This window comes from Pseudomonas sp. BF-B-26 (assembly GCF_019956495.1).
Lineage (GTDB): Bacteria > Pseudomonadota > Gammaproteobacteria > Pseudomonadales > Pseudomonadaceae > Aquipseudomonas.
This window is the reverse complement of sequence record NZ_JAHBDP010000076.1, coordinates 26,257-52,216: the sequence shown is the minus strand read 5'-3', so window position 1 is coordinate 52,216 and position 25,960 is coordinate 26,257. Positions and strand designations below refer to the sequence as shown.

Here is a 25,960-nt window from a genome sequence, read left to right as displayed (position 1 = left end):
GTCCGTTTTGGCTGAATGATTCTATGCTGATATCACGTCGTGAATATCAGGGTAGACGCAGTCATGAAAACAGGCCTCCCCCGTAAGCAAAAAGGCGCTGTAGCGATTGAATTCGCGTTGGTGTTTCTCATCTTTTTCGCCGTGTTCTATGGAATCGTCTCGTACAGCTTGCCGCTGTTGCTGATGCAATCGTTCACCCAGTCGACCGCCGAAGCGGTGCGCCGAAGCGTGGCGCTGGACCCGAGCACCCCCGGGTACGCCACCGCGATAAAAACCGTTGCCACGACAGAACTGAGCCGACAGTTGGCCTGGATTCCTGCCGCACTGAATTTCAATATCGCCACCGACGCCAGCGCCACCTACGTGGGCGGGGTATTGAAGGTCAGCATCAACTACCCCACCAGCAAACTGCAGCAGGTCATCCCGTTTCTGAACGTGCCGGGAATTGGCCAAGTGCCCAATCTGCCGGCCAACCTCTCCGCCAGTTCGAGCCTGCAATTTTGAGTTCCGCAGACAAACTCTTCGGGCGCCTGCTCAATCGCCATCCGCCTCCGCCAGTGGACATGCCAGACACCCTGAGCGTGCCAAGTGTCGGTTTGCAGATGCACCTGGATGCCGAAGGTCGAGTGATTCACCTGACCGGCCCGCTGCGGCATGTGCTGGCCCAGCAGACGCCCGCAGCGCAAGCACCGCACCTGCTCGATTTCCTCATGCCCCACAGCGGCCTCGCCGTTGAAGGCTCGCCCGTCGACTGGCAGGGCCAGAATCTGGACCTGGACTTTTACAGCCTCAACGGACAACCCCTGCACTTGCGTGGCTGGGTCCAGCCATTGGCCGATGCCTGGTTGTTGCAGTTGCTGGACATCGGCGACTTGTTGCTCGAACGCCGGCAATCACGCAGCCGCGAGCAATGCCAATTACTCGCAGCGCAGATCGGCGAACAGTTGCGCCGGTGCAACCTGACGCGCCTGCCCGAGGTGTTGGAGGAACAACTGCAAGGCCTGGCCCAGTGTTTCCATATGCCCTGCATTGCGGTGGCGTTACTCGATGAACAGGAAGAAGGCTGGCAGATTCACCAGCATTACACGGCCATCGATGCGCCCCTCCTGTGGCAAAACGCTCAGCGTCTGGGCACCGGGCTCGACAGCTTGAACGGCTCTGCGCCGCAATGCCTGACGCCCGCTGAACATCCCCGTTTGCAAGGCATCTTTGGCAATGCCGAAGGGTTCGCGGTGCCCTATCACGATGCTCAGGGTGTGGCCGCCTGGTTGATGTGTGGCCTTTATCCGGTGCAACAACAGGCGCCCGACCTGAATGATCGCGACTGGTTACAACTGACCGCCGCGCTGGCAGGCCCGTTGCTTGAGCGCTTGCGCGAGCACCGGCACCATCTGCAACTGGAACGGCTGGAGTCGCTGCAAGCCCTGCTCGGCACCGGATGGTGGGAGGTGTTCAGCGACAGTCGCGAGGTGCAATTGGCGCCGTCGCTAGCCAGCAACCTGAACCTTACGATCGATCGTTTGCCGCTGCCCGAGTGGCTTGATCGGGTGCACCCCGCCGACCGTGAAGAGTTGAGCAGTCGTCTGCAAGCCTTGCAAGACGACGGCACCCCGCTGCTGCTGTGTGTGTGCGTTTGGCACAAACGCCGAACTGGTATCGCCTGCAAGGCCAGGTCCTGGGCATCGGTAAAAACCGGCGGTTGGTGGGCTTCATGCTCGACATCAGCGACATCAAAAACCAGGAGCAAAACGCCGCGGCGGCCCATGCCCGACTGGACAATCTGATCGCCAGCTCGCCGGCGGTGATCTACGTGCAGCGCTATGTCGAAGGTGCGCTGCAACCGACGTTTTTCAGTGACAGCCTACTGCCGCTACTGGGCTGGACACTGGCTGATTGCGCGACGGGGGCCTTGGTTGAAAGGGTGCACCCGGATGACCGCGATCGGTACTTCGAACGTACCCGACATTTGCTGCGTGAAGGTTCGGTGCGCGCCCGCTATCGGCTGCGCGACAGTCGCGGCGAATACCACTGGCTACTCGATGAAGCCAAGCTCCTGCGCGACGACCTTGGCTTGCCGGTGGAAGCCGTCGGCCTGTGGCTGGATGTCACCGAAGCAACCCTGGCCGCCGAACAGGTGAAACAAAGTGAAGAACGCTACCGGATCCTGGTGGAAGACTCTCCGGCGATGATCTGCCGCTACCGCCCGGACCTGACCCTGAGCTTCGGCAACCGCCCGCTGGCGACTTACCTGGAGTGCCAGCCCGAGCAACTGCCCGGGGTCAATCTGGGCAGCTGGATGTCGCAGGAGCAGCGCGAAGCGTTTCTCCTGCGGCTCAGCCGACTCAGCCCGGAATTCCCGGTCAGCACCGCGGAAATCAATCTGCAACTGCCGGGACGGGAACACGCCTGGTGGGTGTGGTCGGATCGCGGGGTGTTCGATGAGCACGGCCATTTGCTGGAGATTCAGGCCGTGGGTCGCGACAACACCGAGGTCCGCCGCGCCCAGCAGCAGCTCACCCAAAGTGCAAAAATGGCCACCCTCGGTGAAATGGCCACAGGGCTGGCCCATGAAATCAATCAGCCGTTGAATGTGATGCGCATGGCCATCGTCAACGTACTCAAGCGTCTGAGCAACGGCGATGCGCAAATCGATTACCTGACCGACAAGCTCAACCGTATCGATGCACAGGTCCAGCGCGCCGCGCGGGTGGTGGATCACATGCGGGTGTTTGGCCGCCGCTCGGAGATCGAGCAGCATCCGTTCAATCCGGCGCAAGCCATCGAAGGCACAATGTCGCTGCTGGCTGAAGGGATGCGCGGCAAAGGGGTCGAGCTGCGGGTCAACGAGACCGGGTTTGAAGTGCAAGTGCGCGGTTATGTCGATCAGCTCGAACAGGTGTTGATCAATTTGATGGTCAACGCTCGGGATGCGTTGCTCGGCAAACGCGAGGCCAACCGCGAGTTCAAACCGTGGATCTCGGTGTACGCCGAACGTGATGCGTATTCGGTGCGGCTGTGGGTCGAGGACAACGGCGGCGGTATCGATCCGCGGTTGCTGGAGCGGATCTTCGAGCCGTTCTTCACCACCAAACCCGTGGGTGTCGGCACCGGGCTCGGGTTGTCGGTGAGTTACGGCATCGTCGAGAACATGGGCGGAAAACTGAGCGTTAGAAACTCGGTCGAGGGCGCACGGTTTTGTATCGAACTGCCGATTATTGCCGATGATCAGATCACCAGCGTCGCTCGTCCTGAGTGACAACTGAGGTTGGCGCCGACATCGACCTTGTTCAGATCGATTCCCAGGCTGAGCAGCAGTGTGTTGATCAAGGTGTCGAGTAACGGGCTGAGCACGCTGTTGATCGTGTTGATCAGCAATGTGGTGACAGTGCTGAGGATCGCCCCCAGACCACCGACCAGACTGCCCGTCGGGCCGTACATGTCGACTTTGATATTGGTCGCCGTGTCGGTAAGGCTGCTGACGATATTGCTGGTGGAATAGGAATAGTAGAACGGTGTCTGGTTGATCTCCGGCAGGCTGGTGGCCGGCGGTGCGGAATAGACGTGCGGCATGTTGGCGCTGGATGCCACGCTGGTGTCGGCCATGATATCGATACCGCCGCCGACGCCTGGAATCCGCGGGTCGCAACTGACAGGAAGGAACAGGAACCGGCGACAGGTTTTCACCCCGATATCGATCACCTTCAACGGCTGCACCACCACGGCGGGCGGCGTGGTGTTGTTGCCAAAAGTCGTGCTCGGGTCGATCTTGCCGATTTTCAGCGTCACCAGTGAAGTGCTGGTATTGGTGGTCAGGGATTTGTTGGTAGTGCTGACGCAGCTGTAGGCGGTGACGTAACTGGAGGCGCTCGCAACGTCCAGTGCGACATCGAGGCTCACGGTACTGGAAAGCGGCACGATCGAGGGTGTTTCACACGCCGCGCCGAGCGCGCAGGTCAGTGAGTTAATGACACCGACCAAATCAAGATTGAGCAAGGCGTTCAAGGTATTGGTCAACGGTCCGGCAAGATCAGCCGCCGCATCGACCAAAGGTTGAATCGCACTCAGAATGGGCAAGTCGATCGACAGCAATGTACGCACCTGAGCGGTTTTCACATAGATCCGGTTAGGTCCCAACGGCGCGAGCGCGGCGTTTTTCGGATTGCCGATGGCCGAGAGCTGTGGCGGCTCCAGTATCTGCACCCGAGCAGTGATTTGCGCGAGCCCCGCGAGGTTGATCGGCAAGGTTGCCACCAGGCCGTTTTTCTTGTTGGCCAGTTGCACGAAGGCTTCGATCAGGTCGAACACTTTCAGGTTGGTCCCCAGCGCCGTCACGGTGCTGCCAGCCTCGACGTGCAACACATTGCCGAGTACGACGGTGGTTGCTCCTGCCGCGACCTTCAGCGCTTGAAGACTGGCAATGGTTGCGGTCGCGCCGAGTGTGCCGCCGGGGTCCAGTACATTGACGGCGGTCTGAATCAACTGGCTGACGGCAATCGTATTGCCCAATACCTGGTCATACCCGGCAGCGCTGAGGTTAAGGTCGACCTTCAATCGATCGAGGTAGCCGAGCAGGCTGATGTCGGTGTTCACCAGGCCGTTCCAGCCCGCCGCGCTGATGTTCAGATTGCCTCCGAGCAAACCACCGAACAGCGCGTTGAGCGTGGCCGATTTGCTGGTATCGACGCTCAACGTCGTGCTGCGCAGGGTCAGCGAAGCCTGCGGTGGCGGTAATGCGGCGACAGCGCTGGCCGTCAGGTTGATGGTCGCTGCGCGTGGAGCGCCACCGAACAGCGCGCCGACACCGCCGGCGAAACTCTGCTGGACCCAATGGCTGGCGATCACCCGAATGGCTTCGCTCTTGCTCGGGTCGGCGCCAAACACTCGCAGGTTATTGGCATCCAGGGTCAAGGCGCCGCAAGCGACCAACAGATTGCGATTGGGGTCAGGAAGGGTAAAGCCGTTACGGTTTGCGCTGGCGGTGGCATAGACGGTGGCTGTGTTGCCAGCGGCGCAATCCCCCCCTCGGGTGGAAGCTTCAAGTGCGGCCATGTCCGCCACGCGCTGCAGGTCACGCTTTTCCAGGTACAAACGACCGCTGTCGACCACGACCAGCAAGAACATCAGGGCCATGCCCAATGTCAGCGCCGCCATCAAACCGATCGCCCCCCGTTGCCGGGACGGGCTGCGAAACTGCAAACGCGGAGACATCGCACACTCCTTTGCCGGTGCACAACCGAGGGCTACCTCCATGGGTGAACAGCAGTGTAGACAAGACTTGGCTGAACTGCTGGCAACATGCCAGCGCAGACAACAAAAACCACTGTGGGAGCGGGCTTGCTCGCGAAGAGGGAGTGTCAGTCGACATTGATGCTGACTGATACACCGCATTCGTCGGAACGCCGCCCGGAGCAAGCCCGCTCCCACAGGTTTTTTGGTTGTTGAGTTTATTTGGGTGGGTAGTTGGCGAGAATTCGCCCGACCGTTTCCTGGATGGCAGTGCTGCGATCCGACGGGTTCGGTGTGCGGCTAAGTATCTGCTCGTCACTGCCGCGCCATACCAGTTTGCCGTCCTTGCCGTCGAGCAGGTCGATCTGGATGATCGCCACGTTGTAACTGACGTTACGGGTTTCGGTGTACATCGGCCCGCCCCAGTAGCCGTTCCATGGATTACCCCACGCGCCGCCGTAGTTGGTGGTTACTTGTTGCTGGCGCTGTTCGACGATCAGATAGGTCTGCACGTTCAAATCGCCCTTTTGGCCACCGGCAGCCGGACGCAGGCCACGTTGATCGAGCTGATCGCTCACCGATTGGCGGATGCGTTGTTCAGTCAGGTCGCTCTTGATGCGTGGGTCATCGGGCCGATATTGCAGGGCGGGCTCTTTCCAGCTCCAGCTGCGATAGGCGGCGAAGTCGCGGCTGGCATCGAAGTCATGATTGACCTGGTTGCCGGCGCAGGCACTGAGCAGCCCGGCCACAGCCAGTAAAGCGAGACGGCGGAACATGATAGTTCTCCGGTTGAAGACACGAACCTGCGTACTGCTTCTTGACTACAGAAGCTAACTAGGAGGATACGCCGACATCGCCTTTTCTACAGCTTCCCGTATCGCATCGGCACGCTCCCTCTCGCTGCCGCGATTGCTGGTTTCGGCGCTGGCACTCCATACCGGTTGACCGTTCTGAGCGTCAAACAAATCAACCCGCACCACCACGACCTGTTCCTGATAAGTCCGCACGATCGGCACGGTGTTGTACATGCCGTAACCGCTGCCGTAGCGGTTGTAACCGCCATAGCCGCCGCCGTAATAACCATAGTCATCCCGAACCTGGCGCAGACGGGTTTCCAGGTGCAGTTCGGCGCTGACAAACAGGTCGGCCGGGCGGTTATCGTGCAGCGGGCGCAAGCCACGTTGATCGAGCGCATTGCTGACGGCTTCGGCGACCTGCGCCGAATCCGCCCAGGCGGTGCCCGACGGCAGCTGCCCGTTGAGCCAGGCCCAACTGCGGTAACGCCCGTAGTCGCGCGGCGGTGCCGGGTAGGCGCTATGGTCGAAGGTGTTGGCCGCCTGAGGCGGCGCGGGTGGCAAGGGGTTGGATGACGCCACATAAGGGTTGCTGCCCTGACAGGCCGCCAACCCGAGACAGATCACCAGTAACCCCGAACGACTGTTCATTTCGTGCTCCGATCAGACCGGCCGACAGATCCAGTGCAAGTAGCGCCCAAGCCCGGCAAAGCTTGGGTGACGACGGTGGGCCAGTTCCATTTCCAGCAAGTCCACCAGTTCGGCACGGGCCTGGAATTCCACAGGCATGTAGTCGTGAAAAACCCGCACCCCGCTCTGGGTTTCGACCTGCCACATTCCTTCAAGTTGCGCCGCCAGTTCCCGTGGATCAAGGGGCTGCTGCGGGGTCAGGCTTTGCTTTTCGCCGGCCATGTCGTTCTTGCGCATCTTGCGGAAGTGGCCTTTGAGCAGGTTGCGATAGATCAACGCATCGCGGTTGTAGAAGGCCAGGGACAACCAGCCATCTGGCTTGGTCAATTGATGCAGCACCGGCAGAATCGCGTGGGGTTCGGCCAGCCATTCCAGCACGGCGTGACACAGCACCAGATCGTAGGGTTCGGTGAGTTGGCCGAGCAGGTCCTGCCACGGCGCCTGAATGAACGTCGCTGTTTGCCCGGCGTCGGCAAAGCGCTGACGGGCGCCTTCGAGCATCGGCTCGGCGGGCTCGGCCAGCGTGACCTCATGACCACGCTGGGCCAGCCACAATGACATGTGGCCCAGGCCGGCGCCGATGTCCAGTACACGCAAAGGTCGGTCCGGCAGAGTCTCGGCCAGGTCGGCCTGAAGCACCGCCAGACGGATCGCGCCTTTGGCACCCCCGTAGATTTTTTCGGCAAAGCGGGTCGCCAGTTGATCGAAATGACGGTCGCTCATCAGCTGAACCTCCGTTCGCTGTCGGCGAGTTTGCTGCGCACCACTTCATTCATGTCCAACCCCAACTCGCTGCACAGCAGCAGTAGATAGAGCACGATGTCGCCGATTTCCTGCCCGGCATGGGCGAGCTTGTCCGCCGGCAACTGGCGCGACTGGTCTTCGGTCAGCCACTGGAAAATCTCCACCAGCTCGGACATTTCCACGCTCGCGGCCATGGCCAGGTTCTTCGGGCTGTGAAATTGCCGCCAGTCATTGCGGTCACGGATGGCGTGCAGGCGTTCGGTCAGTTCAACAAGGTTCATCGGGCTCTCCTGAAGGCGTATAGCTTCGGGGGGATGACGGGGGAAGGCAAGCGTCTCGGTGTGACGCGGATCTTTGCACCATAATCAAAAGATCGCAGCCTGCGGCATCTCCTACGGGAACTCGGCACCCTGCTCGATAGCCCAAGGCTCAAGTCCGGCAACCACGCCACCACTTTCATCAAGGACGCTCACGACATGCAGGTAGAAAGTTTTTTCGAATGGCTCGGCCAGGCACTCGGTTCGGTTATCCGTTTCATCGTTGACAGCCTCAGCGGCTTGTTCAATCTGCTGAGCCATGCGGGCAGCAACTTTGTCGAAGGGCTGTCCCGTGCGCTGGGCATGGACGCGTCGATCATCAGCATCATTGCGCTGATTCTGGGGTTGATGCTGTTGTGGTCGGCGATTCGGGCGTTCATGAATGCGTCGATCATCATGGGGATTATCTGGTTGCTGCTGGGGTTGTGGTTGTTGAGCTGGATAATCCACTAACACCACAAATCCATTGTGGGAGCGGGCTTGCTCGCGAAAGCGGTGTGTCAGCCAACATCAATGTTGAATGTACTGCCGCCTTCGCGAGCAAGCCCGCTCCCACAATGGATCGCTGCAGACTCCCAATGTGTCGCTACAATGCCCGCTCCCCCAAGGAGCCTGCATGTCCAACCTGATCGCCGACTGGCGCGACCGCCCTACCCATCGCCGAGTCTGGGCGCTCGCCGCGCCGATGATTCTCTCGAACATTTCCGTACCGCTGGTGGCGCTGGTCGACAGTACCGTCATCGGCCACTTGCCTCACGCCCATCAGTTGGGTGCCGTGGCGGTCGGGGCCAGCCTGTATACCTTTCTCGCCTGGGCCATGGGTTTTCTGCGCATGGGCACCACCGGGTTCGCCGCACAGGCCGCCGGACGGGGGGACGGCGCGGCTTTGCGGCAGATCTTGCTGCAGGGTTTGTTGTTGGCAATGGGCCTGGCCATTGTCCTGGGAGCACTGGGCGTGCCGTTGAGCGGGGTTGCGCTGCACTTCATGCAGCCATCGGCGGAGCTGGATCAGCTGACCCGCGAGTTTTTCCACACGCGCCTGTTCGGTCTGCCGGCAGCACTGGCCAGTTATGCGCTGGTCGGCTGGTTCCTCGGCACTCAGAACGCCCGGGCGCCGCTGGCCATTCTGCTGAGCACCAACCTGGTGAACATCGCGCTGAACCTGTGGTTCGTTCTCGGGCTGGAGTGGGGGGTGGTTGGTGCGGCTCGCGCATCGGTGATCGCCGAATGGACCGGTGCGCTGATCGGCCTGCTGATGACCCGCAACGCCCTGCGCGCCTATCCCGGCCACATCGCCTGGGCCGCGCTGGCGCTGTGGCAGAGCTGGCGGCCGCTATTGGCGGTCAACCGCGACATTTTCATCCGCAGCCTGGCGCTGCAATCGGTATTTTTCCTGATCACCGTGCAAGGCGCGCGACTGGGTGATGCCACCGTCGCCGCCAACGCGCTGCTGCTCAACGGTTTGCTGCTGACCGCCCATGCGCTGGACGGCCTGGCCCACGCGGTGGAAGCCCTTTGTGGCCACGCCATTGGTGCCCGTGATCGAGAGGCCCTGCGCCGCTCATTGGTGGTGGCCTGCGGTTGGTCGTTGCTGGCGAGCCTGGGCTTTGCCGTGCTGTTCCTGTTCGCCGGGCATCTGTTTATCGAGATGCAGACCAACATTCAGAGCGTGCGCGACACGGCGTTCATTTACCTGCCCTACCTCGCCGCGCTGCCGCTGATTGCGGTCGGGAGTTACCTGCTCGACGGGTTGTTTATCGGCGCCACCCGTGCCCGGGAAATGCGCAACGGTATGCTGCTGACAGTGATTTTGTTGCTGCCGTTCGCTTGGGCGCTGCAAGGTTTTGGCAACCATGGACTGTGGATAACCTTTCTATTGTTCATGTTGCTGCGCAGCCTGACCCTCGGCGCGTTTGCCTGGTATCTGCACAAAAACGACGGCTGGTTCGCCGGCAAAGCTCACTGAGTCGGCGTGGCGAGTGCGCGAGAACAGGTCCTACACCGGCACGCCAGACCACCGGTGTGTTCAGGGTTGATCGCTTTGCCAGCGGTTGCGCAGGCTATCGAGCCGCTCCTGCTGGGTGAGTCCCGGCAATGCGTGCCCGGGCAAAGCGCCGGGGTACTGCAAGCGTAGCCATAACCAGTCATCGAGTACCGGGCGCTCGGTAAAACCCAGGGCCAACCCTTCCTGCACGTGGGACCACAGCGTGTTGTAGTCAGTCCCGGTGGATCGACTCCAGTGCCAGGCATGTTGCTCCAGCAGGCAGGTTTGCAGTTTTTCCTGCTGACGAGGACTGAGGTTTTCTTCAACCGCCAAAGGGCAGACGGCAAGCCCCGGATTGACCAACTGCTGCCAGCCCTGACTGCCGATCGCACGGTCAGCCCACGTCCCGCCGAACCAGCGCAAATGGCTGATAGGACCCAGCCAGCGACTCAGCTCCTGCGCATCGCAGGCATCGAACAAGTAACTGGCCGTTTGCGGGTTGTAGTAACTCAACAAGGCTCGGTGATGCAGACCGAACGTGACCGTGAGCATGCGGCGCAAATGCTCCAGCAACTGCGTCGACGACACCTCGCTGGCTATCTGCAAGCCGCGCCAGAAGAGCACTTCGCTGTGGCACAACCCGGCCAGCGCGGGGCATGTCCGAAGGTCGATCAGGGCCGGGCCGTGTTCACGCAACGCATGCCACTCAGTGTCTTCGAACAACCAGAACCACCGGGCATGCGCAAATTGCTGTTGCAGCATCGCCCCCGCCTGTGGCGCACCCGGCACATCCAGCAATAGCCATTGCGGGGTCGCGACGTTCATGCCGAACCGCTCTGGCCAAACCGCTTCGCCACCCGGCAGGTGCAGAGGGCCTGCGTGCAATGGTTGAAACTGCCCCCACCGGGCAGCAGACATAGCAACATCAAGGGTTCGCTCGATTGCAGAAGCGCCAGCATGCCCTCGACATCATCTGTCGCGGATGTGCGCGGCGGGCCGCCCTCCTCAGCCTCTTCTACGGACGAAGGGACGTGAAGAAACCCGGTAATCAACGGCTGATCCGGATCCCCCTCGATAAAGCTCACCACCACCTCGGCCCCCTCACTCAACTGCGTGACTGCCGCGGCGCCCAGTTCAGCGGCCACCGGCAGCCAACTGTGGCTAGGCACCGCGCCTTCGCCCTGATAAAGCCAGTCAAATTGCACGGCAACCGGTCTCGACGGATCGGGGCATGCCTCATCAATGTTGACCACCCAGGCCCGTTGCAGGCTGTGCATCCTGGGTTTCAGTGCGCAATGAGGCGCTACAAAAGGCGCCTGCCAGTGAATCGCACGGATCTGGTTGCTGTAGGTCGCCGTTAAATCCTGACTGCCCTGATGCTCCACATGAGTCAGCAGCCAGGGCTGATTGCAGTCGGCAATCGGATGACCGGACAGCGGCATCAACTGCCCGCTGCGCAGCGCCGCCAGGTCCGTCCGCCCTTCGGCCATCGGCGCGGTTCGTTGCCCTGCGCACCCCAGAAGCTTGAACTGACGCACGGCCGATTGCTCGCTCTCGACCTGGTAGACCGCGTTCTCGCCGAAACGAAAGGGCTCCTGACCATCACCGAAAACCACGCAATGCCCGCGCTCGCCGTGTTCGAAATGGTAGTGAAGCCGTTCCTGGGCACACAGACGCTGGATAAATTGCAGGTCTGATTCCCGGTACTGCGTACAGAATTCACGGGCCGGGTAATCGCCACTCAGCTCAAAGCGCCGACTCTTGCCGGCAATACCGTGCTCCTTGAGCACCTGACTGAGGATTTGCGGCACCGAGCGTGCGCTGAAAATTCGCTGACTGAAGCGCAGGGAAAGGCACGCCAGCTTCGGCCCCAGACGTACGCGGCAGAGCCTGACAGCCAAGTCGTGGTCACGCTGGACGAGTTCATGCAATTGTCCGTGGAAGCCGTTTTCCGCAGACCCGACATGCAAAAAGGCCGGACGGTACAGCAGGCTTGCAAGGTCAAGTGTCAGGTCATCGATCAGCAGATCCACGTCGAACACAAAAGGCTCGCTGATGGCTTCTCTACCGGTAAAGGCCAAGACCTCAAAGGGGTCGGGCAGACCCTCTACATCCAGACGAAATGACGGCTCGTTGACTGGATCGAACATCGGCGATTCTCTACAGGAGGGGCGGTCGGGGATTCTCTCCGAGAGAGTTGGCCGAGTAGAGTGCCGAAGTACAACTTAGGAAATGACCTACGCGAAAAGAAGACCACATCGCTTGGATGGCCAGGAATGTGAGTCATTTCGCTTGAAATCAGAGAGGCATCTCACCAAGTCACCTGAAATTTCCGCTACGTGCGGAACATTTTCAGACAACCTGATGAGAACGGTGCCTTACCTCAAGAAGACAGGTAAGAGGAACGGGTCAGCCCCAGACGCAGGGCGTCGAGGAACTGGGTACGCTCGGCGGCGGTGATGCGGGCACTGGCGCATTTGTCGCGGTAGTGGGTCATCAACTCTTCCGGCGACAAGTGCACGTAACGCAGCATGTCTTCGATAGTGTCGTGGGTTTCGATACCAGCGTGGTACACACTGCCGTCAGCGTTCTGATAGATGTTCACCGAGTCGGTGTCACCGAACAGGTTGTGCATGTCGCCGAGAATTTCCTGGTAGGCGCCGACCAGGAAGATACCCAGCAGGTAGTCTTCACCGTCGTTCAAACCGTGAACCGGCAGGCTGGTTTCGATGCTCTGCTCGTCGACGTATTGCTTGATCTTGCCGTCGGAGTCGCAGGTCAGATCTTGCAGCACCGCACGGCGCAGCGGCTCTTCGTCGAGACGGTGCAGCGGCAGGATCGGCAGTACCTGGCCGATGGCCCAGGTGTCCGGCAGGCTCTGGAATACCGAGAAGTTGCAGATGTACTTGTCGGCCAGCTTGTCGTTGAGTTCGTCCAGCACCTGACGGTGCGAACGCTGACGAGCCTTCAACGAGTTGTGCAGGCGACGGCACACCGCGAAGTAGCATTGCTCGGCCAGGGCTTTCTCGGCCAGGGTCAGCTTGCCATCGGCGTACTGGGTCGCGATGTCGCTCATGTAGTGAGTCGCGCGCCAGTAGGTTTCGGTGACCATCTCGATGTCGGTCGGGCCCAGCAGGTCAACCAGCCACTGCACGGTTTCCGGCAGTTCTTCCTTGTTCTCGATCTGCGGCACGTCGTCGTTGTGCTTCTCGACGTCGGTCACTTGCACCACCAGCATGGCGTGGTGAGCGGTCAGGGAACGGCCGCTTTCGGAGAAGATGTTCGGGTGCGGCAGGTTCTGCGCGTCGCAGAACTCCTTGAGCATCCCGACCACGACACCGGCGTAATCGTCCATGTCGTAGTTGATCGAGCTGGCGTTACGCGAGTGCGTACCGTCGTAGTCCACGCCCAGACCGCCACCGACGTCGATGTGGTCCACTGGCAGGCCAAGGTTGCGCAATTCGCCGTAATAACGGATCGCTTCCTTGAAGCCGTGCTGGTAGTCCGCCAGGTTGGCGATCTGCGAACCCATGTGGAAGTGCAACAGGCGAATGCCCTGATCCAGGCCAGCCGCGCGGAAACGCTCGACCACCGACAGCAGTTGCGCCGCCGACAGACCGAACTTGGATTTCTCGCCACCGGTGTCAGCCCACTTGCTCGAGGCCAGGGACGACAGACGCACGCGCAGGCCAACCTGAGGCTTGACCTTGAGCGAGGCGGCTTCTTCGATCACCAGCCCGACTTCGGATTCTTTCTCGATCACGATGAACACGTTGTGGCCGAGCTTCTGGCCCATCAGCGCCAGACGAATGAATTCGCGATCCTTGTAGCCGTTGCAGACGATGGTGCCGCCCTTCGGCGCCAGGGCCAGCACGGCCAGCAGTTCAGGCTTGGAGCCGGCTTCAAGACCAATGGACACGTCTTGGGTGGCAATGATGTTCTCGATCACCGCTTCTTGCTGGTTAACCTTGATCGGGTACAGCGCGGTGTACTTGCTCTGATATTCCAGACGCTCGATGTTGGCGTCGAACGCGCCGGTCAGCTGACGCACGCGGTCTTGCAGAATGTCAGGGAAACGCACCAGCAACGGCAAGGACAGGCCGCTTTTACGCAGCTGATCAACTTGCTCGAACAGGTCGATAGGCGAACTGGTCGGACCGTTCGGACGAACTTCGACGCGACCGGCGTCACTGATCGCGAAATACCCGGCCCCCCAATGGCGAATCCCGTAAACACTGCGGCTGTCCGCAACTGTCCATTGGCTGCCATCGTCTTTGCGTGTGCGTCGTACGGACATTGAAGTCCCCTATAAAGAAGTCATAGAGCGTCGCCTGGGTTCAGGCCGGCGCAGTCTAAAGAATGAAAATGACGGTTCGTCAACGAGGGGATAGACCTCGCTGACCGCAGTGAGTTTAGAAACCGGTCAGAACAGGCTCTGTGAAAACCATGTAGACGGCGCCAGGCCTGCTGTCAGGACTGGATCAAGCCGAGGGTGGTTTTCACAGAGGCTGCTAGCCGCCGGACTTCTTCGCTTTGAAACCGTGTTTGATCAGCTCGGCCAAGAGTAGCTCGACATGATCGCCCTGGATTTCAATGATTCCGTCTTTCAACGCACCGCCGGTCCCGCAACGTTTCTTCAACGTGGTCGCCAGGTCCTTGAGTGCGTCTTCGGCCAACGGCACGCCGGTGATGGTGGTCACCGTCTTGCCGCCACGGCCCTTGCTTTCGCGACGCACGCGAGCGATGCCGTCGCCGGCCGGGATAACGGTCTGTTTGCAGATGCAGGCATCCACCGGTTGACTGCAATCCGGGCAATGACGACCTGCGTCGGTGGAAAATACCAGGCCACCAAGGGCGGCGAAGGATGCGGCTTTTTTGGCCACCGGCAATCCTCTTGGGAGGACAAAGACTGGTCGCGGCAACCTGGACAGTTGCCATCGACCGCGAAGCCCCACTCAGGCAGGGGCAGCGCTACTGAGCCAGGCATGCTGGTTCAGCTTAAAAAGGTCGCGCAGTGTAACGGCAAAAAGCCGACTTGCTAAGAGCCAATCGGCGCCAATTTATGCCTCTTTTGCGACGCCATTCTTCCGAGAACCAAGATAGCGCTTCAATGCGGCCAGGGAGTCCGGGCAATAAGGCTTTTGCTGGATTTCCAGCAGGACTTGATCAACGGGAATAAAACGCGCTTCAAGGACTTCTTCGGGTTGCAGGATCAATGGACCGTCCCACACCGCCGAAAATGCCGAACACCAGAGCCGATTACCGGTGTCCTCGAAGAAAAAGTGATCATGGGCGGTCAGTTCGACCCCGCTCACGCCCAGTTCTTCTTCCAGCTCGCGGGCAGCCGATTCGGCGTAGGTTTCGGTCGCTAGCACCATGCCCCCCGCCGCCACGTCCCAGAAACCTGGATAAATGGCTTTGCTCAGCGTGCGTCGATGCACGCAGAGTTCACCGGCGGAATTGAACAGCATGATGTAAGTGCCGCGCCCGATCAGCCCGCGTTCACGCAGGTCGGAGCGGACCAGGGCGCCGAGCAGGTTGTCCTGCTCGTCAACCCAGGCGATCTGTTCGGCATCCGAGGCCGCGCGGTGCGCGACCTCTCTGGCGCTATTGACCATGACTCAGCCCTGATTGAGCAATTGACGCAAATCGATCACTGCGGCGTTGGCCCGGGAGATGTAGTTGGCCATGACCAGCGAGTGGTTGGCCAGCACCCCGAAGCCGCTGCCATTAAGGATCATAGGACTCCAGACCGGTTCCTGCGAGGCCTCCAGTTCACGAATGATCTGACGCACGCTGACCGTGGCGTTCTTCTTGGCCAGCACATCGGCGAAGTCGACTTCGATGGCGCGCAGCAGATGGGACAAGGCCCAGGCCTGACCGCGAGCTTCGTAGAACACGTTGTCGATCTGCATCCACGGGGTTTCGACGATTTCTTCGTCAACCTGCGGCACCTGACCCGGGGCGACGACTTCGGTTTTCAGCGCCGTGTTGAGCTTGACCCGGCCAACGCTGGCCGACAGCCGTTGCGACAGCGAACCCAAACGGGTACCGACATCGCCCAGCCAGTTGTTCAGGTTGTCGGCGCGGGCATAGAACAGCGCGCTTTTCTGACTCGGGTCAGACAGGCGCGCCTGATAACGGCTCAGGGAGTTGATGCCTTCCTGGTATTCGGACTCACTGGAGGGCAGCACCCAGCTCTTGTTGTCGAAGTTGAAGCGCGGCTCGGCTTTGGCCAGGTCAGCGTCTTCGGTGGACTGCGACTGGGAACGAGCGAAGTCTTTACGCAGTGCACGACTCAGGTCACGGACCTGGACCAGCACGCCATATTCCCAGCTCGGCGTGTTATCCATCCACAGGCCCGGCGGGAAACGGTCGTTGGAAATATAGCCACCCGGTTTGGTCAGCAAAGTACCGGCGACGGTCTTGAGGGTTTCGACCGTGGTGTAGCCGATGACCATTTGCTTGCCTTCTTTCTCGGCGGCCATCTGGGCATTCTGCTGAACCGGAAACAGCGCAGGTTCCTGGCTCCAGTACCAGCCCAGAGCAATAGCCACCAGCAAGTACAGGCCAATTAGAGTGGCCAGCGCCCGACTGAACAACAGGCCTCCCAGGTAACTACGGGTGGCCGACTTCGGTTCAGCGGCACGTTCAGGCGCGCTGCCCGCGCGGTTCTTCCAGTCCAGCATGGCGATATCCTTTCAATCACTTGAGTTCATCGGTTCGACCACAACCATACAACAACGTGCCTTTGGCCGGCACCCGTCGTGGGGTTATCCGGATAAATTACCGTCGGGCAGCCGTGACAACCGCGCTCCCATGAACTCAAGCGACGTCGCCTGTTTAAACGCCGATGATCACCATTGAAATCTGCTGCACCCCGGGCGATACAAAAAGATGCGCTATGCCCTCGCCGTCGGTTCTGCGCGGCGCAGTGTTCCCATCTACCGTCGCGATGTAATGCCGCTGAGTCAGAGGATCGCCTGTCACGCTGTCTACGAGGCGAAAGATCTTTGGCGACCTTGAGGGCTGCACGGGCGGATTTTGCATCAGCTCCATGACCTTTGGATCAAAGGCACGATCCGGCATTTTCCAGTCAACGTAGTCGGCTTCAGGCCTGACTAACTGCCACTCTCCCCGTTCAATCAGATCAAGCACCTCGCTGTCGATATCGATCAGCAGGCCGGCACGCAACTGGCCCAGGCCTTCAATGGGTTGTCGATCAAGCAGCGCCTGGCGCAACACTTCCAGTGCTTGCTCACTGGAGTAGGCATGTTGGCGCTCCCAATCGGACAAATCGAGTTCGTTGACCAACCTCATCCCTGCACCTCGGTGTTCCACTCATCGGCCCCCATGGTTCGACTGACTTCGTGCCGCCAGTAAATTCGCCGGTAACTGAAATGGACCTTCTCCAATTGAGTGAGGTGAGCGGTGCCGGGATCCTGGCAATGCGGCATCAGAACCTCAGCGCCAATGATCAGCGCGTCTTCCAGCTCCATTGTGTAGAAATGCTCCTGGGTGCCCTGAGCCGACGTACGATACCACTCGACGCGGCACACTTTGAGCAATTCTCCCGAACACAAAGCGTTGTTGATCAGCGGTGTCGCTTTGTCGATGGTCTTGGTGATGATCAAAGGCTTGTGCATCCGACGCCCCGCACCCGAGCCTTTCGGCACGAAAATGCCATGGCTCAGGGCCTGAATCATGATTTGGTCCTCACGCCCTAATTGGTAGGTGTTGCCTACCGATGCTTCGGTAAAGGCGCCGGCGCTGATCAGACCTTGCCTTTCCCCGTGAAGGGTCATGAAGGCGGGAGTTGGCATGGTGGGGCTCCTTTGGTTTTTGTGGGGAATAAGGGGGTGTCCGGGATGGATTGATCCAGTTCGATTAGAGCTTCTTCGTCCCCGTCTTCTGCGAAAGGCGTCCACGGCTTGCCGATCGACAGTGTGATCAGGTAACGCTCTTCATTTGGTCGCTCGTTGTATTCGAAGCGGCTCATGAACATTGCGATTTGGTATTGTTTGCCTGCCTTCCAGTAGACGGATCCTCCTTTATTAACGTCTCGCAGCTGCACTCGCCATTCAGGTGTGTCGGCAAAGGGGGGATAGCGCGTCTTGCCCGCTACCCTCCATCCGCTCCCGCGCCATTGGTCTTGCAAATCCAGAGCGACCTTCAGAGCCTCATCGAGTAGCAACGGTTCGACCTGCGGGGACATGCGAATACTGCTAACGACATTGTCGTCAAATACAACCGTGAAAAATCGTGCTCTCGGCGTGACGAACTCGTACTGCGGATCGATGAACCTAAGCCGTGCATCCCCCGAGGGAAGGCCCATCCAGACGTGGCCCGGAACCCTTGGGCTGAAGGAGACCGAAGAATGCTTGAGCAACGTTTCATAGGTGCCGCCCATTTCCAATGCAATTACCGGCTCCTGCAATAGGGATTCGATCATCTGATTCGCCGCCATCAGTATCAGGAAGGCCAGAAGCAACAAGCCAACCCCAAGCCGCCAACGGCCCTTGCCTCGTCGCGAATTCATCGCAATCCCTGCCCTGTTGCGATCGCGGTGATCGACTGCTCCAGCACACTACGGTTTGTGCCGTTGAGCATCTGATCGAAGCGTGCCGCTGCCCGAAGTACGAAAGGCATTCGCTGCTTGAGATCCGACAAATCCGCCAGCGGACTGTCGCTGAAACCAATGGTGCGTCCGTCGTCAACACGTTGGCATTGGCTGGAGAGCGTCAACTCAATTGCCTGGGCTACGCCGGTAGGAAAACCGGTTACGTAAGAAGCGTGGTTACCACGCAGTAGAGCTACCAGTTGCCCATTCTGATAAATCGTGGGCTGTAGGATATTTTGCTGCTCATGCCAGGCTAAATGCTCGACGCTTTTGGCAATATCCCCTGAATCCAAAGCCTCGAAGGCCCGTAGTATTTCTCCGTAGTTGCGCCCGAATTTTAGCTTTTTCTGCCCTACCGGCCAAAGCACCGGGTGCTTTGGGTGTCCATAAATTCCTTCGCGCGCTTCCAAGCATGTTTTCAACTCTTTCAACCCACGCTTCGCATAAAACTCATGCAACGGAAAAACATCCAGAAACAGCGTGGTATTCCCCAACGCCATCATGTCGCGCACATGCCGAAACTGTTGTTGCACCAACGACAAGTCCTCACCCGCAGAACGAAAATCCACAGAGGGCACAGGATTACGCGCATCCGCTTCTTTATAGTCACGCAACTCATCCACCTGCTCGGGCATCCTGTCCGGCGTCAGCAAACCGTACTCTCGGCGGCTGTCGCGCAATCGCTGCCGCGCCTCATGCTCGTCGCGTATGAGATCGATACTGTCCACCGCGTGAAGCAATCCGCAGCCGACCTGCTTGGAGGCAAATGCCGCCAGCCCCGCCCACTGAAATCGAGAATCGTGTAACCAGAGTCGAGCGTACGCAGCGTTGATAGCGCGGTTGCGCTCGATAGGGTCGGCAATCAAGACCCCATTGGGTGCGACGATTTCTTCCGCCTCGCGCTGGTATCTACGCCAAAGGCACGCGCAGGTCAGAACCGGCACATCGGTAACAAGCGTCTTGCTCCCATAAAGCAGCTCCTCTTTACACTCACAGTCAGCAACGGGTGTGCTGTTGTAGTTCAGGCGCTGCTCATCGCAGGGGTGTTCTTTGAAACACTGGGTCATGGTTTGCGGACGAGCGACTAAGGGAATCCCTGAACCCTAACAGCCGCAATTCCCGACCGGATCGTTTGGCCGAAAAATCAGAAATACCTGACAGACGAGGCTCGCCGAGCCTTGGGAAATAACCTTGAAATGTTCAGGAAACGTCCTGAAACACCCGGCTCCTCTGGCTCTATCGGCCAGTGACGCCCTGGCGGAGACTCATCGGTCAGAAACTGAATCAGGTCGCTTTACAGTTAATTGATGTACGACACTCATGCAATTGAAAAGAGGTGCTAGCATAGAGCCACCAGTCAATCTCAGCATGCCCCCTAACTAGTTGTCAGGATATGACCGAGCCAGAAGACCCCAGCCGTGAGCGCCTCAAGCACCACTTTGCCCAGCGGGTAATTCATCAGGCACGTCAAATTCTTGAGATATGGCAGCGCCTGCAACGCAGCGAGTGGTCCACCACCGACCTATCGGAACTGAGCGAGGCCAACCTGCGCCTGCTGCGTTTCGCCGAGCGCTTCGAACAACCTGAACACACCCAACTGGCACGCCATATCGGTCAGTCGCTGGAGGCTGTCGACGCCAATCGTGGACGCCTGAGCAGCGGACTGATCACAGAGCTCAATCGTTTGATGCAGCGCCTGTCACGCACCGGCCTGCGCCATGGCGATCAGTTGGAGCAGACCTTTCTGCCGCCGCTGCGCAAGCCGGTTTACGTGATGCTGCAGGATCATGACCGTGGCGAGCGCCTGGCCAAACAACTGGAATTCTTCGGGCTCAGCGCGCAAGCCCTCGACAGCGTTGCGGCGTTCCGCTCTTCGATGATCGAGCGCTTGCCCGCGGCGATCGTCATGGACGTGGACTTCAGTGGCGCCGGCATCGGCCTGAAACTGGCCGCCGAAGCCCAGGAAGGCCTCGATCATCAATTGCCGCTGTTGTTCTTCAGCCTGCACGAAACCGATACCCCGACCCGCCTCGCCGCCGTGCGTGCCGGTGGCCAGGAATTCCTGACCGGCACCCTCGAAGCCTCGAGCCTGCTGGAGAAAATCGAAGTCCTGACCTGCGTCGCCCAGTACGAACCTTATAAAGTGCTGATCATCGACGATTCCCGCGCCCAGGCCTTGCACACCGAGCGCCTGCTCAACAGCGCCGGGATTGTCACGCGGACCTTGATCGAGCCGATCCAGGCCATGGCCGAGCTCGCGGACTTCCAGCCAGACCTGATCATCCTCGACATGTACATGCCGGCCTGCACCGGTACTGAGCTGGCCAAAGTGATCCGCCACAACGACCGTTATGTCAGCGTGCCGATCATTTACCTGTCGGCCGAAGACGATCTGGACAAACAGCTCGACGCCATGAGCGAGGGCGGCGACGACTTCCTGACCAAACCGATCAAGCCCCGGCACCTGATCACCACCGTACGCAACCGCGCGGCGCGGGCACGTAATCTGAAAGCGCGGATGGTGCGCGACAGCCTCACCGGGCTGTACAACCACACGCACATTCTGCAATTGCTCGAAGACTGCAGCTTCCGCGCCCGCCGCGAAAACAAGCCGCTGAGCTTTGCGATGCTCGACATCGACCACTTCAAACGAGTCAACGACAGCCACGGCCACCCCATGGGCGATCGGGTGATCAAGAGCCTGGCGCTGTTTCTCAAGCAACGCTTGCGCAAAACCGATTTCATCGGCCGTTACGGCGGTGAAGAGTTCGCGATCGTGATGCCGGACACCGATCTCGAATCGGCCCACAAAGTGCTCGACGAAATCCGTCGACGGTTTGCCGAGATTCACTACCCGGCTCAACCGCATGACCTCTGGTGCACGTTCAGCGCCGGCGTGGTGGAACTGTGTGAACACTCCGACAGCCTGATGATGGCCAGCCAGGCAGACGAAGCGCTGTACCGCGCGAAAGACGCCGGACGCAACCGCGTGCAGGCTGCGCGGACGTCAAAGCAAAGTGCCACTTTTTCATCAGAATCGACCGATTCGGTCATAACCCTGTAACACAAACGCAATAAATTCAGGCGCTTACCATTCTGCCGCTGGTAGACCCGCAATGCGCCTGAAGCTGCTGACCAATCTCAACACCCTCCTTTTAGTCGCCGTGTGCGTGGCCCTTGGCGCCACACTGTGGTGGTCGCAAAAAGCCCTGGAGCGCCCCTATCTTTTGATGGAGCGTTACTTGGGTTTGTCCCAGCAATTTCAAAATGAAGTCGCGCGCAACATCGACGACTACCTCGCCAGCGGCGATGCCCTGCGCCTGAGCAGTGCCAGCCAGGCCATCGACAGCCTGCAAAGGGAACTCGGCGAATTGCCGCCGGCCCTGGCCGACACCCTGCGCCCGAGCCTGTCGAACCTCGAAGAATTCAGCAAAACCGACCTGCTGGCCGCGGGCAAACTCGCGGGAGATCCGCAAGCGTTGCTGCTTCAGGCCGAACGCGAACTGGGCGCCAGCCTCGATCAGCTCAGCCAATACGCCAACGCTAACGCGGCGTATCTGACGCCGTTGCTCGCCGCCTCCCAGCACTTGGGCAAGTTGTCTTTGGCCCGGGACAAACTGGTCAGCAGCGGCCGAAGTGAATTGGCCGCCGATGTCGAGCGTGAAGTCGCCAACATCCGCACTCAGGCTGAGTTACTGGGCGCGTTGCCGCTACTCGGTGTAGCCAGCAGCAGCGAATCCGGCACCGATGATTTCGCCGCGATGATGGGCCTGGAGAACACCGAAAAAGCGGTTGCCGAAGATGCGGGCGTTGGCCTCAAGCGTGAACTGAACAGCCTCCTCACTCGCTACCCGGCTGAATTGGCGCGCACACGTGACCAGATCCAGAAACGCACCGACCTCAGCGCCGCCACTCACCTGAAAATCGCCGCCGTGCAGCAGGCCATTGCCGGACTGGAGCCGGTGGTTCGCGCCCAGCACGGACAGATCCAGGGCGAAGTGCGGCTGATGCAAGGCGTGATGATCGGCCTGATCCTGCTGATTGCTTTGCTGATCGACACCTTGCAACGGAAACTGGCCCGGACGCTGACCAACCTCGCCCCGGCCCTCTCGACCTGGGCCGAGGGCGACTTCAGCCGGGACATTCAACTGGGTAAAACCAATCGCGAACTGCATGACATTCAAGCGTCGCTCAATCGCTTGCGCGCCTATCTGGTCGACCTGGTCGGGACCATTCGTCTCAACGCCGAACAGGTCGCCGGCAGTAGCCGAACGCTGGCCGAGCTGAGCAATGACCTGCACAGCGGCGCCGAACATCAGGCCGGCGACACGGCGCTGATCCGTGATTCTCTCGGCGAACTGGAAGCGACCATTCAACAGGTTGCCGGCGATGCCAGCCAAGCCGCCGACGCCAGCCGCCATGCCGGGCTGGCGGTGGAGCACGGCCAGAAAGTCATCGGTTTGAGCCTCACCGGGCTGCACGCGCTGGTCGGCGAAGTGCAAGGCAACGCGCAAATGATCGAACACCTGGCCGAAGAGTCGGCAACCATTGGCGGCGTGCTGACGGTCATCCGCTCAATTGCCGACCAAACCAACCTGTTGGCCCTGAACGCCGCCATCGAAGCGGCCCGAGCCGGGGAAATGGGTCGAGGGTTTGCCGTGGTGGCCGAAGAAGTTCGCTCACTGGCGCAACGCACCGCTGGCGCCACGGCAGAGATCCAGACGTTAATCGCCGGGTTACAAACCGCGGCGCGACAATCGGTGGAAGGCATGCGCGCCCAGGTCGAACACGCCGAAGCCACTGCCAATCAGGCCCAGGCCGCCGACGGTGCGCTGGATAAAATCGTCGGTGCGATCCAGACCATTTCCGACACCGCCGTACGCATCGCCGATGTCACCGCCCAGCAGAGTGGCGCCGTCAGCGAAATCCGCGATCACAGTGAGCGGATTCACCAATTGGGTGGGGATAACTTGCTGCGCATCGGCGAAGGGCGCGTGCAGGGGGAGAATTTGCTGGTGCTGGGTGGACGGTTGCATACAGCGGTCCAGGCCTTCCGCGTCTGACAGATCGCCTTCGCGAGCAAGCCCGCTCCCACATTCGACCGCGTACCCATGGATGAACTCGGTCGATGTGGGAGCGGGCTTGCTCGCGAAGGCGTCAGAACAATCACCACAGGACTCGCCCTGCACACCCGACCGCCGTCCGCTATCATGCCCTCACTTTCGATACGCGAGATTGTCATGCGCCGTTTGCTCTGCCTGTTGTTTTTAGTGCTCGCCCTGCCGGCCACCGCCGCCGGTTTGCTGGACAGTCGGCCCAGTTCGACGCTGGGCTCGATCAACAACAGCGCCGATTTTCTGCCGGTGCGTGAAGCCTTTCAGCTGAGCCTGGTAGAAAGCACACCGCAATCGATCAAACTGCGTTTCGTCGCCACCGAGGGCTACTACCTCTACCGGCACCGCTTTCAGTTTCGCGCCGACCCGCCCGATGCAGGCCTAGGCACCGCGCAACTGCCCAAGGGCGAACAGAAGCACGATGAGTATTTCGGCGATGTCGAGGTCTACCACGGGGTTCTCGATGTAGAGCTGCCGCGCACCGATCAACGCGCCTTCACCTTGGTGGTGACGTATCAGGGTTGCGCCGATAAAGGCTTGTGCTATCCACCCGAAACCGAGCGCCTGAGTATTGATGGCAGCGCAGGCGCGACTCCGGCCTGGAGCTGGCGCGAACTGGCGCTGTTCTTCCTCGCCGGCATAGGCCTGACGTTCACACCGTGCGTGCTGCCGATGCTGCCGATCCTGTCCGGCGTGGTGTTGCGCGGTCAGGTGGGTGGTTTGCGCGGCTTCAATCTGTCCCTCGCTTATGTGCTGCCAATGGCCGCCTGCTTCGCCCTGCTCGGGGCCTTGATGGGGATGTTCGGCGCACAGCTCAATCTTCAGGCGCGGTTGCAATCGGCGTGGGTGCTGGTGCCGTTCGCGACGTTTTTTGCGTTGTTTGCCTTGGCGATGTTTGGCGTCTTCGAACTCAAGCTGCCTTACTCTATCAGCAGTCGGCTGGATCGGATCGCCGGTCGCACCGAGGGCGGTTCGTTGTGGGGCGCTGCCGTACTGGGCGTGGTTTCCAGCCTGTTGGTGTCACCCTGCGTCTCGGCACCGCTGGCCGGCGCGCTGCTGTACATCAGCGCCAGCGGCGATGCAGTGGGCGGTGGTCTGAAATTGTTCATGCTCGGCCTGGGCATGGGCGCCCCGCTATTGCTGGTCGCCACCGGTGGCGCCGCCTGGCTGCCGAAAAGCGGCCCTTGGCTGATCTATGTGAAAAACGCGATTGGCGTTTTGTTGCTGGGGCTGGCGATCGGTCTGCTCAGTCGAGTACTGCCGGGTCAGATCACGTTGCTGCTGATCGGCTTGCTGGCCGGTGGCGTTGGGTTGTTCATGGGTGCGCTGGAGTTCGTCTACAAACCTCCGAGAAAACGCCTGGGCCAATTGCTGGGGATGTTCCTGCTGTTTTATGCGCTGGCGTGTTGGTACGGAGCGTTCAGCGGCCAGACCGACCCATTCAATCCGATTGGCAAGCCGCGCACGGTTGCCGGCAATGAACAGCCGCAAAACACCAGCACCTGGCAAACCGTCAGCACTCCGGCCGACCTGGACCGTGTCCTCGCCGAAGCCAAATCGTCAGGCACCCCGCTGCTGCTCGACTGGTACGCCGACTGGTGCATCAGTTGCAAAGTCATCGAACATGAAGTGCTCAACGACGCCAAGGTGGTCGAACGCCTCAAAGGCTATCGACTGATCCGCTTCGACATCACCGCCAGCAACGCCGAGCAACGCGCCCTGCTCGACCGCTACAAACTGTTCGGCCCGCCAGCGCTGATGTTTTTCGGCAAGGACGGCGTCGAACACGCCGATGTGCGAGTGATCGGCGAGATCAACGCCACCGACTTCGCCGAACGTGTTGCGAAAGCAAATGACCGGATTTAATAACCCGGTCACATATTTCGCGCAAACATCGGCCATCGTGCTGGCTATTGCATAGAACTGGACAGTCACAAAGGCTTTGCGGCATAGTCGCCGGGTTCTGACAATTGCACACAGATCACAAGGAACAGCAGATGGCGACGCTACTGGTTCTGCACGGACCCAACCTGAACATGCTCGGCACCCGTGAACCGGGCACCTATGGCGCTACGACACTGGCGCAGATCAACCAGGACCTGGAACGCCGCGCCCGTGAAGCCGGCCACCATTTGCTGCACCTGCAAAGCAACGCCGAGTACGAATTGATCGACCGCATCCACGCTGCCCGCAGCGAAGGTGTGGACTTCATTCTGATCAACCCAGCAGCTTTTACGCACACAAGTGTCGCATTACGTGACGCGCTGCTGGCGGTGAGCATCCCATTCATCGAAGTGCATTTGTCTAACGTGCACAAACGCGAACCTTTCCGCCATCACTCTTACTTCTCCGACGTAGCGGTGGGAGTGATCTGCGGCCTTGGCGCCAGCGGTTACCGACTGGCCCTGGAGGCTGCGCTAGAACAGCTTGAAACACAGGCAACGACTTGAACTACAAGCGTTAAACGCCCC

At 60.1% G+C, this 25,960-nt stretch carries 21 protein-coding genes and 2 pseudogenes; 8 read left to right on the top strand and 15 right to left on the bottom strand.

What is annotated here, in order from left to right; translation table 11 throughout:
* The first annotated feature begins 63 nt into the window (after positions 1-63).
* Positions 64-504, top strand: coding sequence for a TadE/TadG family type IV pilus assembly protein (locus tag KGB03_RS15800; protein WP_223527551.1), 441 nt, complete (start codon positions 64-66; stop codon positions 502-504).
* Positions 501-3,256 (top strand): annotated as a pseudogene (locus KGB03_RS15795) (ATP-binding protein). Before KGB03_RS15800 ends, KGB03_RS15795 begins: the two are co-directional and overlap by 4 nt.
* On the opposite strand, the gene KGB03_RS15790 reads toward KGB03_RS15795, so the two are convergent.
* The 5 genes from KGB03_RS15790 to KGB03_RS15770 all read right to left on the bottom strand — a co-directional run bounded on the left by KGB03_RS15790 (position 3,226) and on the right by KGB03_RS15770 (position 7,735).
* A complete protein-coding gene (locus tag KGB03_RS15790) occupies positions 3,226-5,208 on the bottom strand; it encodes a pilus assembly protein TadG-related protein (RefSeq protein ID WP_218538631.1) in 1,983 nt (660 codons plus the stop codon). The pseudogene KGB03_RS15795 and the gene KGB03_RS15790 overlap by 31 nt on opposite strands.
* A gap of 236 nt (positions 5,209-5,444) precedes the next feature.
* Positions 5,445-6,002: a DUF4136 domain-containing protein gene (locus KGB03_RS15785; protein ID WP_111449172.1), complete on the bottom strand. Its 558-nt coding sequence runs from the start codon at positions 6,000-6,002 to the stop codon at positions 5,445-5,447.
* A 54-nt stretch (positions 6,003-6,056) separates the two neighbouring features.
* Positions 6,057-6,671 carry a DUF4136 domain-containing protein gene (locus KGB03_RS15780; RefSeq protein ID WP_111449173.1) on the bottom strand — a complete coding sequence of 205 codons (615 nt, stop codon included), beginning with the start codon at positions 6,669-6,671 and terminating at the stop codon, positions 6,057-6,059.
* Positions 6,672-6,683: 12 nt separating this feature from the next.
* Entirely contained in the window at positions 6,684-7,433 is a 750-nt protein-coding gene (locus KGB03_RS15775) for a methyltransferase (RefSeq protein ID WP_008153735.1), read from the bottom strand.
* A complete protein-coding gene (locus KGB03_RS15770) occupies positions 7,433-7,735 on the bottom strand; it encodes a MazG-like family protein (RefSeq protein WP_008011269.1) in 303 nt (100 codons plus the stop codon). The genes KGB03_RS15775 and KGB03_RS15770 overlap by 1 nt, the downstream gene beginning before the upstream one ends.
* 195 nt (positions 7,736-7,930) lie before the next feature.
* Here KGB03_RS15770 and KGB03_RS15765 point away from each other — a divergent pair, with 195 nt between their 5' ends.
* Both KGB03_RS15765 and KGB03_RS15760 read left to right on the top strand, forming a co-directional pair.
* Positions 7,931-8,224 (top strand): hypothetical protein, encoded by a 294-nt coding sequence (locus tag KGB03_RS15765; protein WP_008153736.1) that lies wholly within the window; start codon positions 7,931-7,933, stop codon positions 8,222-8,224.
* A 163-nt stretch (positions 8,225-8,387) separates the two neighbouring features.
* Positions 8,388-9,737 carry an MATE family efflux transporter gene (locus KGB03_RS15760; RefSeq protein ID WP_218538633.1) on the top strand — a complete coding sequence of 450 codons (1,350 nt, stop codon included), beginning with the start codon at positions 8,388-8,390 and terminating at the stop codon, positions 9,735-9,737.
* Positions 9,738-9,797: 60 nt separating this feature from the next.
* Here KGB03_RS15760 and KGB03_RS15755 read toward each other — a convergent pair whose 3' ends face one another.
* The 10 genes from KGB03_RS15755 to KGB03_RS15710 all read right to left on the bottom strand — a co-directional run bounded on the left by KGB03_RS15755 (position 9,798) and on the right by KGB03_RS15710 (position 19,442).
* Positions 9,798-10,580 carry a DUF4123 domain-containing protein gene (locus KGB03_RS15755; RefSeq protein ID WP_223527548.1) on the bottom strand — a complete coding sequence of 261 codons (783 nt, stop codon included), beginning with the start codon at positions 10,578-10,580 and terminating at the stop codon, positions 9,798-9,800.
* Entirely contained in the window at positions 10,577-11,905 is a 1,329-nt protein-coding gene (locus KGB03_RS15750; protein ID WP_223527546.1) for a type VI secretion system Vgr family protein, read from the bottom strand. The genes KGB03_RS15755 and KGB03_RS15750 overlap by 4 nt, the downstream gene beginning before the upstream one ends.
* 233 nt (positions 11,906-12,138) lie before the next feature.
* Positions 12,139-14,052 carry an arginine decarboxylase gene (gene speA, locus KGB03_RS15745; RefSeq protein WP_223527544.1) on the bottom strand — a complete coding sequence of 638 codons (1,914 nt, stop codon included), beginning with the start codon at positions 14,050-14,052 and terminating at the stop codon, positions 12,139-12,141.
* A 214-nt stretch (positions 14,053-14,266) separates the two neighbouring features.
* Positions 14,267-14,638 carry a translation initiation factor Sui1 gene (locus KGB03_RS15740; protein WP_007907444.1) on the bottom strand — a complete coding sequence of 124 codons (372 nt, stop codon included), beginning with the start codon at positions 14,636-14,638 and terminating at the stop codon, positions 14,267-14,269.
* A 177-nt stretch (positions 14,639-14,815) separates the two neighbouring features.
* The gene (locus KGB03_RS15735; protein ID WP_111449179.1) at positions 14,816-15,373 is read right to left on the bottom strand and encodes an NUDIX hydrolase; all 558 of its coding nucleotides are present in this window, start codon (positions 15,371-15,373) and stop codon (positions 14,816-14,818) included.
* Positions 15,374-15,376: 3 nt separating this feature from the next.
* Positions 15,377-16,444 carry a DUF2333 family protein gene (locus KGB03_RS15730; RefSeq protein WP_111449180.1) on the bottom strand — a complete coding sequence of 356 codons (1,068 nt, stop codon included), beginning with the start codon at positions 16,442-16,444 and terminating at the stop codon, positions 15,377-15,379.
* Positions 16,445-16,598: 154 nt separating this feature from the next.
* Positions 16,599-17,075, bottom strand: coding sequence for a hypothetical protein (locus tag KGB03_RS15725; protein ID WP_223527542.1), 477 nt, complete (start codon positions 17,073-17,075; stop codon positions 16,599-16,601).
* Positions 17,072-17,578, bottom strand: coding sequence for an Hcp family type VI secretion system effector (locus tag KGB03_RS15720; protein ID WP_223527540.1), 507 nt, complete (start codon positions 17,576-17,578; stop codon positions 17,072-17,074). The genes KGB03_RS15725 and KGB03_RS15720 overlap by 4 nt, the downstream gene beginning before the upstream one ends.
* Positions 17,557-18,294 carry a hypothetical protein gene (locus KGB03_RS15715; protein ID WP_223527538.1) on the bottom strand — a complete coding sequence of 246 codons (738 nt, stop codon included), beginning with the start codon at positions 18,292-18,294 and terminating at the stop codon, positions 17,557-17,559. Before KGB03_RS15715 ends, KGB03_RS15720 begins: the two co-directional genes overlap by 22 nt.
* A complete protein-coding gene (locus tag KGB03_RS15710) occupies positions 18,291-19,442 on the bottom strand; it encodes a DUF2515 family protein (protein WP_218538637.1) in 1,152 nt (383 codons plus the stop codon). Before KGB03_RS15710 ends, KGB03_RS15715 begins: the two co-directional genes overlap by 4 nt.
* A gap of 326 nt (positions 19,443-19,768) precedes the next feature.
* On the opposite strand from KGB03_RS15710, the gene gcbA reads away from it, so the two are divergent.
* The 4 genes and pseudogenes from gcbA to aroQ all read left to right on the top strand — a co-directional run bounded on the left by gcbA (position 19,769) and on the right by aroQ (position 25,939).
* Positions 19,769-21,439: a diguanylate cyclase GcbA gene (gcbA, locus tag KGB03_RS15705; RefSeq protein ID WP_223527536.1), complete on the top strand. Its 1,671-nt coding sequence runs from the start codon at positions 19,769-19,771 to the stop codon at positions 21,437-21,439.
* Positions 21,440-22,931: 1,492 nt separating this feature from the next.
* Positions 22,932-23,438 (top strand): annotated as a pseudogene (locus KGB03_RS31375) (methyl-accepting chemotaxis protein); the annotation flags it as partial.
* Positions 23,439-23,615: 177 nt separating this feature from the next.
* Positions 23,616-25,355, top strand: a complete 1,740-nt coding sequence (locus KGB03_RS15695; protein WP_223527532.1) for a protein-disulfide reductase DsbD — start codon at positions 23,616-23,618, stop codon at positions 25,353-25,355.
* A gap of 131 nt (positions 25,356-25,486) precedes the next feature.
* Complete coding sequence (aroQ, locus tag KGB03_RS15690) at positions 25,487-25,939, top strand: type II 3-dehydroquinate dehydratase (protein ID WP_111449188.1); 453 nt, start codon at positions 25,487-25,489, stop codon at positions 25,937-25,939.
* Positions 25,940-25,960 lie beyond the last annotated feature (21 nt).

Excerpts from the sequence above, each read along its gene's own strand:
- KGB03_RS15800 (WP_223527551.1), top strand. The coding sequence starts at position 64 with ATGAAAACAGGCCTCCCCCGTAAGCAAAAAGGCGCTGTAGCGATTGAA.
- KGB03_RS15790 (WP_218538631.1), bottom strand. The coding sequence starts at position 5,208 with ATGTCTCCGCGTTTGCAGTTTCGCAGCCCGTCCCGGCAACGGGGGGCG.
- KGB03_RS15785 (WP_111449172.1), bottom strand. The coding sequence starts at position 6,002 with ATGTTCCGCCGTCTCGCTTTACTGGCTGTGGCCGGGCTGCTCAGTGCC.
- KGB03_RS15780 (WP_111449173.1), bottom strand. The coding sequence starts at position 6,671 with ATGAACAGTCGTTCGGGGTTACTGGTGATCTGTCTCGGGTTGGCGGCC.
- KGB03_RS15775 (WP_008153735.1), bottom strand. The coding sequence starts at position 7,433 with ATGAGCGACCGTCATTTCGATCAACTGGCGACCCGCTTTGCCGAAAAA.
- KGB03_RS15770 (WP_008011269.1), bottom strand. The coding sequence starts at position 7,735 with ATGAACCTTGTTGAACTGACCGAACGCCTGCACGCCATCCGTGACCGC.
- KGB03_RS15765 (WP_008153736.1), top strand. The coding sequence starts at position 7,931 with ATGCAGGTAGAAAGTTTTTTCGAATGGCTCGGCCAGGCACTCGGTTCG.
- KGB03_RS15760 (WP_218538633.1), top strand. The coding sequence starts at position 8,388 with ATGTCCAACCTGATCGCCGACTGGCGCGACCGCCCTACCCATCGCCGA.
- KGB03_RS15755 (WP_223527548.1), bottom strand. The coding sequence starts at position 10,580 with ATGAACGTCGCGACCCCGCAATGGCTATTGCTGGATGTGCCGGGTGCG.
- KGB03_RS15750 (WP_223527546.1), bottom strand. The coding sequence starts at position 11,905 with ATGTTCGATCCAGTCAACGAGCCGTCATTTCGTCTGGATGTAGAGGGT.
- speA (WP_223527544.1), bottom strand. The coding sequence starts at position 14,052 with ATGTCCGTACGACGCACACGCAAAGACGATGGCAGCCAATGGACAGTT.
- KGB03_RS15735 (WP_111449179.1), bottom strand. The coding sequence starts at position 15,373 with ATGGTCAATAGCGCCAGAGAGGTCGCGCACCGCGCGGCCTCGGATGCC.
- KGB03_RS15730 (WP_111449180.1), bottom strand. The coding sequence starts at position 16,444 with ATGCTGGACTGGAAGAACCGCGCGGGCAGCGCGCCTGAACGTGCCGCT.
- KGB03_RS15725 (WP_223527542.1), bottom strand. The coding sequence starts at position 17,075 with ATGAGGTTGGTCAACGAACTCGATTTGTCCGATTGGGAGCGCCAACAT.
- KGB03_RS15720 (WP_223527540.1), bottom strand. The coding sequence starts at position 17,578 with ATGCCAACTCCCGCCTTCATGACCCTTCACGGGGAAAGGCAAGGTCTG.
- KGB03_RS15715 (WP_223527538.1), bottom strand. The coding sequence starts at position 18,294 with ATGAATTCGCGACGAGGCAAGGGCCGTTGGCGGCTTGGGGTTGGCTTG.
- KGB03_RS15710 (WP_218538637.1), bottom strand. The coding sequence starts at position 19,442 with ATGACCCAGTGTTTCAAAGAACACCCCTGCGATGAGCAGCGCCTGAAC.
- gcbA (WP_223527536.1), top strand. The coding sequence starts at position 19,769 with ATGACCGAGCCAGAAGACCCCAGCCGTGAGCGCCTCAAGCACCACTTT.
- KGB03_RS15695 (WP_223527532.1), top strand. The coding sequence starts at position 23,616 with ATGCGCCGTTTGCTCTGCCTGTTGTTTTTAGTGCTCGCCCTGCCGGCC.
- aroQ (WP_111449188.1), top strand. The coding sequence starts at position 25,487 with ATGGCGACGCTACTGGTTCTGCACGGACCCAACCTGAACATGCTCGGC.